The sequence below is a fragment of the Micromonospora sp. AMSO12t genome, from assembly GCF_008806585.1.
GTDB classification, from domain to species: Bacteria; Actinomycetota; Actinomycetes; order Mycobacteriales; family Micromonosporaceae; genus Micromonospora; species Micromonospora reichwaldensis.
On the sequence record NZ_WAAS01000058.1, the window covers coordinates 20,827 to 32,161 of the forward strand.

Annotated in this window: 13 protein-coding genes; 9 read left to right on the forward strand and 4 right to left on the reverse strand. The window is 67.8% G+C overall.

Annotated elements, in window-relative coordinates; genetic code table 11:
• Positions 1 to 14 precede the first annotated feature (14 nt).
• The 3 genes from F6X68_RS11910 to F6X68_RS11920 all read left to right on the forward strand — a co-directional run bounded on the left by F6X68_RS11910 (position 15) and on the right by F6X68_RS11920 (position 1,556).
• Positions 15 to 275 carry a hypothetical protein gene (locus F6X68_RS11910; RefSeq protein WP_095563279.1) on the forward strand — a complete coding sequence of 87 codons (261 nt, stop codon included), beginning with the start codon at positions 15 to 17 and terminating at the stop codon, positions 273 to 275.
• Between the two features lie 24 nt (positions 276 to 299).
• The gene (locus tag F6X68_RS11915; protein ID WP_151454331.1) at positions 300 to 935 is read left to right on the forward strand and encodes a hypothetical protein; all 636 of its coding nucleotides are present in this window, start codon (positions 300 to 302) and stop codon (positions 933 to 935) included.
• 192 nt (positions 936 to 1,127) lie between these two features.
• Positions 1,128 to 1,556 (forward strand): hypothetical protein, encoded by a 429-nt coding sequence (locus F6X68_RS11920; RefSeq protein ID WP_151454342.1) that lies wholly within the window; start codon positions 1,128 to 1,130, stop codon positions 1,554 to 1,556.
• Between the two features lie 37 nt (positions 1,557 to 1,593).
• Here the strand turns inward: F6X68_RS11920 and F6X68_RS11925 are convergent, their stop codons facing one another.
• From F6X68_RS11925 to F6X68_RS11935, 3 genes are read right to left on the reverse strand one after another with little or no spacing between them, the layout of a single operon-like run.
• The gene (locus tag F6X68_RS11925) at positions 1,594 to 2,001 is read right to left on the reverse strand and encodes a hypothetical protein (RefSeq protein WP_225852157.1); all 408 of its coding nucleotides are present in this window, start codon (positions 1,999 to 2,001) and stop codon (positions 1,594 to 1,596) included.
• On the reverse strand, positions 1,998 to 2,279 hold the full coding sequence (locus F6X68_RS11930; RefSeq protein ID WP_151454332.1) for a hypothetical protein: 282 nt from the start codon (positions 2,277 to 2,279) through the stop codon (positions 1,998 to 2,000). The genes F6X68_RS11925 and F6X68_RS11930 overlap by 4 nt, the downstream gene beginning before the upstream one ends.
• Before the next feature lies 1 nt (position 2,280).
• Positions 2,281 to 2,532 (reverse strand): hypothetical protein, encoded by a 252-nt coding sequence (locus F6X68_RS11935; protein WP_151454333.1) that lies wholly within the window; start codon positions 2,530 to 2,532, stop codon positions 2,281 to 2,283.
• A 471-nt stretch (positions 2,533 to 3,003) separates the two neighbouring features.
• Between F6X68_RS11935 and F6X68_RS11940 the strand changes: the two genes are divergently transcribed.
• Positions 3,004 to 3,891 (forward strand): helix-turn-helix transcriptional regulator, encoded by an 888-nt coding sequence (locus F6X68_RS11940; RefSeq protein WP_151454334.1) that lies wholly within the window; start codon positions 3,004 to 3,006, stop codon positions 3,889 to 3,891.
• Positions 3,888 to 4,094, forward strand: coding sequence for a DUF397 domain-containing protein (locus tag F6X68_RS11945; RefSeq protein WP_151454335.1), 207 nt, complete (start codon positions 3,888 to 3,890; stop codon positions 4,092 to 4,094). Before F6X68_RS11940 ends, F6X68_RS11945 begins: the two co-directional genes overlap by 4 nt.
• Before the next feature lie 69 nt (positions 4,095 to 4,163).
• On the opposite strand, the gene F6X68_RS11950 is transcribed toward F6X68_RS11945, so the two are convergent.
• The gene (locus tag F6X68_RS11950) at positions 4,164 to 5,780 is read right to left on the reverse strand and encodes a hypothetical protein (protein WP_151454336.1); all 1,617 of its coding nucleotides are present in this window, start codon (positions 5,778 to 5,780) and stop codon (positions 4,164 to 4,166) included.
• 185 nt (positions 5,781 to 5,965) lie between these two features.
• Here F6X68_RS11950 and F6X68_RS11955 point away from each other — a divergent pair, with 185 nt between their 5' ends.
• The 4 genes from F6X68_RS11955 (at position 5,966) to F6X68_RS11970 (ending at position 10,771) form a co-directional block, all read left to right on the forward strand.
• On the forward strand, positions 5,966 to 6,166 hold the full coding sequence (locus F6X68_RS11955; RefSeq protein ID WP_151454337.1) for a hypothetical protein: 201 nt from the start codon (positions 5,966 to 5,968) through the stop codon (positions 6,164 to 6,166).
• Between the two features lie 2 nt (positions 6,167 to 6,168).
• Positions 6,169 to 7,842 carry an N-6 DNA methylase gene (locus tag F6X68_RS11960; protein ID WP_151454338.1) on the forward strand — a complete coding sequence of 558 codons (1,674 nt, stop codon included), beginning with the start codon at positions 6,169 to 6,171 and terminating at the stop codon, positions 7,840 to 7,842.
• Positions 7,830 to 8,477, forward strand: coding sequence for a restriction endonuclease subunit S (locus F6X68_RS11965; protein ID WP_151454339.1), 648 nt, complete (start codon positions 7,830 to 7,832; stop codon positions 8,475 to 8,477). The genes F6X68_RS11960 and F6X68_RS11965 overlap by 13 nt, the downstream gene beginning before the upstream one ends.
• A gap of 1,412 nt (positions 8,478 to 9,889) precedes the next feature.
• On the forward strand, positions 9,890 to 10,771 hold the full coding sequence (locus F6X68_RS11970; RefSeq protein WP_151454340.1) for a replication-relaxation family protein: 882 nt from the start codon (positions 9,890 to 9,892) through the stop codon (positions 10,769 to 10,771).
• Positions 10,772 to 11,335 lie beyond the last annotated feature (564 nt).

Below are 11,335 nucleotides of genomic sequence, written 5' to 3' on the forward strand. Positions count from 1 at the left end.
GGGAGGAATATCCAATGGCCACCATCGGAGACATCAAGGCGGGCCTGGCCCACGGCAAGTCCGAGGCCGACAAGGCCCTCGCCCAGCTCGCTGGCGTTAACGCCCAGGTCGACCGGGCCATCGCCGTGCTCCAGGCCCTCGCCGCCGGCACGCAGCAGCCCGCCGTCATGGGCGCCATCGGCAAACTCAGCGCCGCCAAGCAAAAGTTTGGCGAAGGCGCCGGCCTCATCCAGGCCGCCATCGCCCAGACCGAAAAGTACAACGCCGTCCTCTGACACTGATCCTCGGAAGGTCCCCCGATGCCCACCGTCATCGTCCCCGTCGGCCTCAACCTCGGCCCCTCCTACCGGTACGTCACCCCGCCCGATCCGACCCCCGAGTACTGGGAGGTCCGCCTCGGCAACGACTCCGAGGAACTGACCGACGAAGAGTTCCAGGTGTGGGGACGAGCTTTCCTCGACCCAGAGCGGCACGCTCGCTTGGAGGTCAACCGCGAGACGCTTCAGCGGGACGTGATCGCAGCCGGCAACGGCCCTGCCAACCCGCTGCCGGTGATCGACCGACTCCTTGACCGGGGGCTACTGATCGAGTTCGACCCGGATAGTGAGCTGGAGAAGCCGTTCCGGCGGATCAAGCTCCACCCGCTCGCGGAAGGCATGGGCAACACCCCTGAGGAGCCGGACCGACGCCTCATCGGGCATAACGGGCAGGCGCACGTGAAGGTCAACTACACCGTCTATGGCATGTGGGCCTACTCCTCGAGCGTCGGCTCGCTATGGGATGCGTGCGCTGACTTCGAGACAGGGGCGAAGGAGCAGCGCGAGGCTGGCGAGGACGTGGAGGCAGCTACCGCCGCCGAGGTGGCAAGCGAGCTCGCCAAGACTCTTCCGATGCTGGTCGCGTCTGGCTGCGCATTCCTCGACCTGGTGCGGTAGCTGTCGATGGCCTGGACGAGAGGGCGCGGCCAGCGGGGACGAACCAGGGACCTGGACAGACCCGGGGCGCGGCAAAAGGCTGCTGGCGCACTGACGGCAACGGTCGGCGCCCTCCGTGACACCGCCATCGAGTCCGCTCGAGAAGGCATCACCAAGGTCAGCGAGAAGGTCGGGAAGGTGGCAGGCGCTGGGATCGCTGTGGCGGCCACCGCGGCAGTCGATGCCGCTGGCCACCAGCCCTCACCCTTGGTGGCGGTGGGTGCTGCGTACGCCGGCATGAAGGTCGGTGGCCTGGTCGGACGGGCCATGAACGCCGGACTGGATCGGATCACCGCCGGGCGGGGTGGCGGTCCGATCGGTTCGGTGATGGCGGAGTTGAGCATGGTGCTGCAGACGCTCGATCAGGTGGGACGCGGCATCGCCGAGGTCGTCGACTCGGTGAACAAGGCTCAAGCCCACTTCCAGAAGGTCAGCAGGGGCGGGGGCAACAACCTGCTGAACAGCGCGGTGCGTGCTTGCCGGCAGGCGCCTGTCCGCCTCGAAGAGGGCGTGGACGAGGTCAAGCAGGCACAAGACCTCGTCGGTAAGCACTTGGTGGCGGTGGCGACGGCCGGTGGCTGAGCGCCGGCCGTCACCGCACTCCACCACGCATGGAGAGTCAGCCAGCCGACGGGTGGCGCGGTGCCGGCTCGTCGGCTTGCGGGAGCCGTTGGGTGCCGGGCTGGCGGGGACCGGAGTCGCTCTGCTCTTCGGGGGTCGGCCCGACCCTCCGCTTACCCTCGGTCGGCTGCCGTGGCGGCATCTCGATGCCGATTGCTCGTGCGTACTCGGCGAGGATGCCGCCGGCTTCGGCGAGCAGCCATGAGCCGTCGCGGAGCTTGACGATTCCTTGGGCGTAGCTTCCCAGGGCCCGGTTGACCAAGGGGTTGGTGGCTCCGGTGGTTAGGGCACGGAACTCGGCTCGGGCGTTCTCGGCGTCCTGGATGACGACCTTGGTCAGGTCCTGCTGTTGGCCGATGGAGACGTGCAGGTCTCGTAGCGCGGCGGCGATGTCGGGCAGGGTCACGGTTGGTACCTCCGGGTGAGGTCGGCTGCGGGATCGGGGCCGGCGGTGATGCGGCGGGCGTTGATGAGTTGAGGTCGGGTTGCGCCGGGTGTTCTTCGGGGCAGGCGGCCGTAGCGGGTGAAGGTGGCGGCGGCCTGCTCGTTGGTGGGGCAGGGGCCGATGAGGTGGCAACGGACGCAACAGGCGGTGGCGCTGGAGGTGACGTGCTCGTCGAGCGCTCGCTGGGCGGCCGCGAGCTGGTCGATGGCCGCTGCGGATAGGTAGACGGTGGCGGCCATGTCATTCCTGCGGCTGTGGGAGGGCGGCGACGCGGGCGAGGACGTGCCGGAAGCGTCCGGTGTGTCCCGGCGAGGGCATTTCGATGCCTTCGAGCCACACCCACTGGCCGTCGTACCAAAGGCTGAGGTCGAGGCGGACGCAGACGATCCGCAGTCGAAGCGGGTCGCTGCCGTGCTGGTAGTCCTGTTCGCGTAGGTGCACGACGTCGCCGGGTGCGACGGCGACTACAGGTGTGATCGGCGCGGGGGTCACAGTCCGCTCGTCCAACTCGTCCGGCCGGGATGCGGGCGGGATCTACGGCCTCCGCAGTCGGGGCAGTTCAGTGCCGACCCGCACCGTCGGCACCATCGGGACTTGACCTTGAACAGGAACAGTCCGGCGGCGAAGCCGAGCATCGCGACTACCGCTAGGACGAGGGATGGAACCACCGCGTCGCCTCCCTGACTCGGCCTCTCGCGGGGGACGCAGCCCGCTTCGGGTGACGGGCTGCGTCCCGTCGAGAGGCGTCCGAGGCCGGACGGGCGGTGGGCCCCTGGGAGCGCGAGCCCACCGCCGTACTGCGCGGCTTCGTGGGCCGCACCGGCCTGACATGCTCATGCCTATAGTGCCTATGCATTAGTGAGAATGCAAGGATTGCATTCGCATGTACGTCACTTGCCTGGCCTGCCTGAAGGTTGCATCCGCACGGCGGGCACACTCTGACTACGACAGGAGCGAAGGGACATGGAGTTGTCAGCTCGACGGCAACCGCCCACCGTGCGCCTCCGGCGGCTCGCGGCGGAGCTGCGCAGCCTGCGCACCGCCGCCGGCCTCACCCGCGACGAGGTCAGCGAGCAGACCGGCATCAATCCCGCCACCCTCTATCGCATCGAAACGGCCAAGGTCCGCCCACAGCGGCGCACCCTGATGGCGATGCTGGACAAGTACGGCGTCACCGACGAGGACAAGCGCAGCGAACTCATCGCCCTGTCCCGCCAGGCCGCTCAACTGGGCTGGCTCCAGGCGTACGAGTCGGAACTCCCGGAGCTCTACACCACGTACATCAGCTTCGAAGCCGAAGCCCGCTCGGTCCGCAACTACGAGTCGCTCTTCGTGCCAGGCCTCCTGCAGACCGAGAACTACGCCCGCGCCGTCATCCGGGGCGTGTTGCCGCTGGCGACCGACGCGGACATGCAGGCCCGGGTTGAGGCGCGCATGCAGCGGCAGGAGTCGCTCCGCAAGACGGAGCCGCTGCGCCTCTGGGCGATCCTCGACGAAGCCGTCCTGCACCGGCTGACTGGCGGACCAGCCGTCATGGCCGAACAGCTCGACGCCCTGGTGAGCGCGGCGGGCCGGCCGCACGTCACTCTTCAAGTCATCCCGTTTACCTCCGGAGCGCACGCCGGCATGCCCGGCTCGTTCGTCGTCATGGACTTCCCCGACCCGGCCGACCCCGCCCTGGTGTATGTCGACAGCATGGCCGGCGACCTGTTCCTCGAACGGGAAGCAGACGTCCGCCGCTACACCAGCACCTTCGAACACCTTCGCGCCACCGCACTCGACCCGACCAGCTCGATCAAGCTGATCCAGGAACACGCCGCGGCAATCAGTCAGGGAGGAGGTACGGGATGACCTCAGTCGACCTGTCCCGCGCCGATTGGAAGAAGAGCACCCGATCCAGCGGGAACGGCCAATGCGTCGAGGTCGCCGACCTCGCCGACGCGGTAGCTCTCCGCGACAGCAAGGACCCAACGGGCCCGGCTCTCCTGTTCCGCCGGGATGATTGGACGAGCTTCTTGGTCGGCGCAAAGTACGGGCACTTCACCCATCAGTAGGCGATTGCCTCCGTCGGACGGGCCCAACAGGCCGTCGGACGAACGGGGCCGCGCTTCTGCCCATGGCCGCTACTTGCGCCACCAGGTTGCGCGTCCACGCATGCCGTGGTGCCAGGCATCGGCCTGGAGCCGGGTCGCGTCGATAGCCTGTTGGTCGCGTTCGGAGCGGTATTCGCGGCGGGGCTCGGTGGGGCTCCAGTCGCCGATGAAGGGCCGCAGGTCGCCGGGCTTCGGCTCGATGTCGAAGCCAATCTCGGCGAGGGTTCGTTCCCCTTGTGTGGGGTCGAGGCGGTCGGCGGCGGCTCGGGCCCAGTCGATCCATCGGGTGTGGTTGCCTGAGTCGGCCAGTTGGTCGGGTGCGGCGTGTTCGAGGGCGTCGCAGAAGGCGCGGATCTCGTTGGCGGAGATCCAGGAGTCGTAGGCCCGCCGGAACGCCTTCTTCCGCAGGAGTTCCGCGGCCTGGGGACGGGCCTCGTCGATGGCCGCCTGCCAGCGGCGACGCTCCTCGGCCTCCCGCCGATTCAGCTCGGCGACGTATTCGTCGTGGGCCCGCTGAGCAGCCTGCTTAGCTTCCTCGTCGGCGGCGATGCCGGCTTCGACGTCGCGGATGATGCGGGGAAGGCGCTTCTCCAGGGTGGTCCGCTTGTCATCGGCCCAGGTGTCCTTCTTGTCCCAGCCAGCGCGGGCAATTTCCATCCGCAGCCGCCCGGAGGCGACCCGGTCGGCCTTGGGGAGCATCATCCACCGGTTGCGTCGTAGCTGCCGGGCCTCTTGCTCGGTCGGGACGTGGGGGATCTCGTCGTACTCCTCGATCAGCCGGACTCTGCGACGGATCTTGTCGACTTGGAGGTAGACCGACGGGTTCTTGGTCTTGGTGTTCACGCCGACCCGGTGGCCCCGCCGTCGGGCTTCGGCGGCGAGGCCACGGATCAGGTCCAGCGCCCGGGGGACAGATTCCTTCGTAACCTCCAGTCCGGCCGGGTTCTTCTCCAGCGCGGCGAACACGAGGCCGGGATCGGTGGTGACGCGGCGCGTGTTGAGCCGGATGCGGTTCCAATCCCTGTCGTTCGGGTCGTCGTCGTTGGATAGCCGGATGATCAGGTCTCCGGCGGCGCGGCCGGTGTGCTTGATGTGGAAGCCGGCGGGTACAAGGCCGTGTTGCTTGGCCGCGTGGATGACCCGCCGATACAGGGCACGTTCCTCGGAGTCAGGACTCTCGACTCGCACGGTTCCGCCCTCGGCCCGCAGGCGTTCCACGAGCAGCCGGGCCTGCTCGACCGTTGCGGTGGGCGGAGGCTGCGGCGAGTCGGCTGATGTGGCGCCGCCACCGGCTGGCGACCGGCTCGAAGCCAACCCACTGCGGTTGGAGGTGATGGCGGTCCGGGTGCGCTGGCGGGGTGTCGCCCTGGCGGGTGAGAGCCGGTCGGGGTGGTCGGGGTGGATGCCGTTGTCGAGGTAGAAGCGGCCGGCGTCAGTGATCTGGGCCCGCCACACACCACTCCGGCGGCTGATGTCGACGAGCCGGCGGGTCTGCAGTGCTCGAGCCGAGTGGCGCTGGTCGAGTCCGTCGGGGCCGCTGAGGTCGTCTCCGTCGCCGATCCGCCGCAGCAACAGCAGCTGGTGTTCCTTCAGCGGATCCCATATCTGCACGCCCTCGACCTTCGACTGCCAGGGCCTGATCCGCAAGGATCGACACCCTTGCGCAAGTTTGAGCTGGCCTCCCTTGCCCACGATGGGATACCGCCGCCCTTCGCCGCTACGCCCGGACAGCGGCGAAACAGAGTTCCGCGTATCATCGGTACGCGCTTTGTTCGTCGGGCTGCTGCCCCTAGCTTCGAGTGCGACAACGAAATCTCATAGGAGGAGGCAGCATGGCGGCGAGGCTGGCGCAGCTGGTCGGTGATCTCCCCGGGCCGTACATCATGGGTGCGATTCTGTTACCGGTGCTGTTCCTTGGCTGGGTCATCATGAGCGAGCGGCGGACCCGTCACCTCACGCAGCTGATCCGCGCGGTGCGGGGATCGGTCCGCCCGGGAGGTAGCTCCCGTGGCAGCAACCGAGAGGGGCGCTGACCATGTCCACGGTGGAGCAGCTGATGACGAAGGAGGAGGTGGCTCACGCCGCAGCCGTCACCACCCAGGCGGTGAGCAACTGGGCGCGTAGGCATCCCAAGAACTTTCCTCAGCTCGTTCGGCGCGGATCTCAGGATGGCTACCTGACGTCGGCGGTGGCGGCGTGGCTCGATGGCCGCCGGATCCCGCGTCCAGCGTTGCTGCCCGGCGAGCGCCAGGGAACGACCTACGGGGAACGGTTCCGCTCCGCGGTCGGGTATCCAGTACCACCAGCTACCGTTGATCCAATGCCTGAACTGGCGGCGGAGTTACTCGACGAGCGGTTGTGGTCGCCCCTGGAGCGGCTGCTACGCAAGAGCGAGGTACCGGCAGTCTTCGAGGCCATCGTCCTGTCCCTACTGTGTCTGCGAGATGCCTCCCCCGTCGACTGGGCGGCGATATCGAGATCCTCCATAGACACGATTCATGGTGTTGTCACGCAGGCATGGCAGCGGCGGGCGGCGCCCCTTTCGACTGCCACAACAGTCCTTCGAGACGCTCCAGCAACCGTCTACGGACGGCATCAGCTCCTCAACATCGTTCGCATCCTCGACGACGTCCGGACACCCGGCGACAAGGTGTTCGAGTACCTGCTCGACCAGTTCGCCAGGTTCCGCCACAGCAGCCCAGACGAGTACCTGGTTCCGGCTGGGCTGGCGAGTCTGATGGTGCGGATGGTCGATCCCGCACCCGGGAGCCGCGTGCACGACCCTTGCTGCGGCCTGGGAAACCTGCTGGTGGCGGCGGGGAAACATATGACGCGCATGGCCGGATCGGGTTCACCAGTGGCGCTGACCGGACGGGCTGCGACGGCCAGGACCTGGAGCCTCGCCACGATGAACGCCGCAATCCACGGCATACGGATCGACCTCGGAGATGGGCCGCCGTCGGACCCCGGGGAGATCGACGCCGAACCGGGCCGGTTCGACGTCGTGCTGCTCAACCCGCCGTTCGGCATGAGGAACTGGAGCCTTCCCACGGCCCGATCGGCGCGCCCGTGGCCGTACGGCGAGCCTTCCCCGCACAACGTCACCATGGCCTGGTTGCAGGCGGCGGTCGAGGCGCTCGCGCCCGGCGGCCGGGCTGCCGTGATCATGCCTTACAACGCCACGTTCGCGCTCACCGTCCGGGAGCGGGAGATCCGGGGGGCGATGGTCGAGCGTGGAGCCGTTCGCTGTGTTGTCGCGCTGCCCAGTCACCTGTTCCGTGAGACCACGGTCCCGGTAACAGTGTGGATCTTGGCTCATCCTGGCGACACTGCAGGCGAGGAGGTTCTCTTCGTCGATGCGCGGGGAGCGACTCGCAAGATCGGCCCTACCCACCGAGTGTTGACAGAGCTCGGCTGCCAAGCAGTCCTCGACGCGTATCAAGGATGGATGAACAAGACGGCCGCCCTCCCGATCGCGACGGAAGACTTCGCCGCCACCACAGCGACGGTGACGGAGATCCGGGAGCACAGCTACGACCTTCAGCCCAGCACCTATCTGAATCAGCGTCGGCAAGTCGTGACCGCCCGGCGGACCTCGCCCACGCTTCCCGCATTGCGAAGCAACCTGGCCCGGCTGGACGACGAGGCCAGAACAGCCGACCTGACCCTCGACCGCTGCCTCGAAAGGTTGGTGTCGTGGACACGCTGATTGGCCCCGTCCCGGATGACTGGCAAACGCGGCAGCTTGGCGAGTGCTGCGACGTGCAACCAGGCCCATCCGGCACCACGTTGAGTTCCTCCGCGTACGTGATCGGAGGCGTCCCCGTCGTGAAGGCCGGCGACATCGGCCCCGAGGGGATTCTCTCCAGCGTCAGCGTGGACGAGGAAACCGCCAAACGCCTTCGGCCACGGTATGAGCTTTGTTCCGGCGACATCGTGTTCGTGCGCATCGGTAGAACAACCCGGCACGCGACGGTGACCGAGCGACAAGAGCGCTGGCTACTCGGCGGCTCCTGCATCCGCATCCGCGCAAAGCAAGACATCTCCGCGGAGTACATCGCGTGCTACCTCACCCACCCGGCGGTGCAGGAGTGGCTGGCCGAACACACTCAGCGTGGAGTGCTGCCGACGCTCAACGGCCGCAAGATCCGAGCAATGCCCCTCGTGCTGCCGCCCACAGCCGTGCAGCTGAGCATTACCGAGGTCGCCAGGGCCATCGACACAAAGATCCGCGCGCATAAGGACGTCATCCAGGCCACCCAAGCACTACGTGGACTACTTATTCCGCAGATACTCGCCGGCAATCCCGTGCTGACGGAGGCAAGCGTCAGTCGTGACGCGTAGGGCTTCGGTCTGAGAAAGTCGCGGCGGAGCCGGGCCGGTGCGGGCATCAGCGCACTTGATCAACGCGCCGACGACTACGTTAGGTTGGTGTGCGTCCACTCACTCGGTGGCGCCTCGAAGTAGGCGTCCACCTCGGCCACACCTGTGCAACCCGTTTCGGCCCTGAACGGGCACGGACGTAGTTCCTTCGTCTTGTCGGCGCTCAGAATGGCGTCGGCGGCGGGACTGGCTTCGTACCGACCGCACACCGGGCAGGAAACGTACTCGGTCCGTCTGATCCACGCCCCTATCGGGCCGTCCTGCTCATCGAGGGCCATGATGCCGAACGTATCTCATCCTGACAGTTAGGGACAGACCGCCGCTTGTCCACGCTCGGACGCCCAGCTTCTCACATTATGAGAGAACGGGAGATTTCGTCAAGATTCTTTGGCCTGGGTGGGGCGGGACTGGAGCGGACTGTTGCATACCGCAGGTGGACGCAGGCGAACAGAGGCGAACGTTCATCGCTCTGCCCAGCGCTTCGGACCGGCCAATCGCACTTGACCGGCGTGTTCCGCTGATGCGCAATAGAGGCACGTCCTCGTGCGGCGACCTGGCCACCGGGCCGATCAGCGTACGGGCGGGCGCTCCCGGGTGGAGCGCTCGCTGTCGTCGCGGTCCTCGACCGGTCGTCGGCGTACGAGCTACCTGACGGGAGGTCCCCGATGAAGGATCTGGTTCCGGCGAGCTGAGCCGGCCCATCGTGCTGGACGCGTTGACGCGCGCCGCCCGGTAGCCCCGGTCCCGCCCTTCGCCTGGCTGAGGACCGGGTGGTCCGCTGGGTCGTTCTCTCGCCGCTTGTCGAGCAACTGTCACCCATGGTCGTGGTTCCACGGCCGTGGCGATGGGTGCTGTCCGCTTCCGCCTTGGCCGCCCGGCTCCGCCCGAGGATGGCCATGTTCTTTGTCAACTACACAGCGACGAACCCCCGCTGCCGCTCGCGCCGTCTCGCTCGCCGGGTGAGACAGGGCCGTGCCCAGATCCTGGCTGGCCCGAGGGGCGGTGGCGACACCAGCGGAATGATCTCGACCCTGCGGGCCGTCGACCCGGCGGTCCACTCACTACCCCTTCCACAAGGAGTCTCGTTGCTTCTCGCCCACCTCTCCAACCGCCTGCACCGGCAGGCCGGCCCGACGTCGCGGGTCGGTGCTGACAGGACCCGTCTTGATCTCCGTTCGGGGGTCAGGGTTGGCGTCCGTATTGACGTCAGTGTTGAACCTGCCCCCCGAACGGACCCCCGTCCTTCACTCACAGCGCAGGTCGCTCCGGCTGTCACCGGCTGCCACCTGTCCTCCGACAGACCCTCCACGTCTCGGGTTTCTCCCCCAGGGGTGCGTCATCCGCATCCACTGGAATGGGGGTGACCGCTGCTGATGGTTGATCCTGTGCTGCGGGTCCAGTCCCAGCTGACCAGACGGGACCGGGTCCTGCTGGGCTGGCTGTACGACCATGGCGTGCTGACCTCGTTTCAGATCGCCCATGCCCTGTTCCCGTCGCTGGACTTCTGCCAGCGACGGCTGCGCAAGCTGCACCAGTTGCTGCTGGTGGACCGGTTCCGGCCGCAGCGACCCGACGGCGGCTCCTACCCCTACCACTACCTGCTCGACCAGCTCGGCGCCGACGTCGTCGCCGCAGACCGCGACGAGCGTCCACCCCGCCGCGACCACGCCCGCATTCAGCGGCGGAGGTGGACCTCCACCCGGACTCTGGCTCACCGGCTCGGGGTGAACCAGTTCTTCACCGACCTGGCCGGCTACGCCCGCGCCCACCCCGACGCGGACCTGGTCCGTTGGCTACCGGAGGCGGCTTGCGCCCGCTCGGGCGCGTTCACCCGGCCCGACGACCCCGCCCTGGTCCGCGCCTACCAGCCCCGAGTCCGACCCGACGGCTACGCCCTGTGGGCCGAACACGGCCGCCTGGTGCCGGTGTTCGTCGAGTACGACACCGGCGGCGAACAGCTCGACGTGCTGACCGGCAAACTCGCCGGCTACCGGGACCTGTTCGGCACCCTCGGCCAGGTCTGGCCCGTGCTGTTCTGGCTGCACTCCACCACCCGGGAACGCAACCTGCGGCTGCGGCTGGCCGCTGAACCCACCGGGCTACCCGTCGCGACCGCCGCCCGCGACTACGCCACCACCGCTGGCCTGTGCCCCGCCGACGCCGTCTGGGCCACCGACGGGCCGCGTCGGCTGCGCCTCGCCGACCTGGCCGACCACACCCTGCACACCGACCACCACCGCGACGCTGCCGACTGACAGCCCCGCCGGTCTGTCACGGATCTGTCGACAGTCCGCCGGAAGCGCCTGACAGATCACCGAGAGATCGAAGTCCCGGCCGCTGACAGATCACCGAGCTACCCTCCCGCCCGACTCGACGGGCTGCAATTCGAACGAAAGGAGCAACGGATGAACGGAATCCTCCGACCCCAGCCGGCTTTCCCGCTTTTCGGAGGACCGTGGCCCACAAGCCGCACCACGAAAACGACGTCCGGAGCTATCCTGACGCACCACATCCCGGTACCGCCACCACAAACGGCGGTGCGAAAACCCCCCGCACCCGCAGAAAAGAAACCACCATTCCTATGCGGATCGCGCGGATTGAGACCGTGCCCATGTCCCCCACCGAACTCGACAACGCCGCCGAAGCGCTCGCCGTTCTACTCAACCACTTCATCGACGACCACCCCGACCTCTTCCCGTAACCCGCTCTGCCGGTGGCGGCCCGCCCGGCCGCCACCGGCACCACCCCTCCACCGCGAAGAACGTTCGCCTCTGTTCGCCTGCGTCCACCTGCGGTATGCAACAGTCCGCTCCAGTCCC

Coding starts and splice junctions, on each gene's coding strand:
- F6X68_RS11910 (WP_095563279.1), top strand. CDS start 15: ATGGCCACCATCGGAGACATCAAGGCGGGCCTGGCCCACGGCAAGTCC.
- F6X68_RS11915 (WP_151454331.1), top strand. CDS start 300: ATGCCCACCGTCATCGTCCCCGTCGGCCTCAACCTCGGCCCCTCCTAC.
- F6X68_RS11930 (WP_151454332.1), bottom strand. CDS start 2,279: ATGGCCGCCACCGTCTACCTATCCGCAGCGGCCATCGACCAGCTCGCG.
- F6X68_RS11940 (WP_151454334.1), top strand. CDS start 3,004: ATGGAGTTGTCAGCTCGACGGCAACCGCCCACCGTGCGCCTCCGGCGG.
- F6X68_RS11945 (WP_151454335.1), top strand. CDS start 3,888: ATGACCTCAGTCGACCTGTCCCGCGCCGATTGGAAGAAGAGCACCCGA.
- F6X68_RS11955 (WP_151454337.1), top strand. CDS start 5,966: ATGGCGGCGAGGCTGGCGCAGCTGGTCGGTGATCTCCCCGGGCCGTAC.
- F6X68_RS11960 (WP_151454338.1), top strand. CDS start 6,169: ATGTCCACGGTGGAGCAGCTGATGACGAAGGAGGAGGTGGCTCACGCC.
- F6X68_RS11970 (WP_151454340.1), top strand. CDS start 9,890: ATGGTTGATCCTGTGCTGCGGGTCCAGTCCCAGCTGACCAGACGGGAC.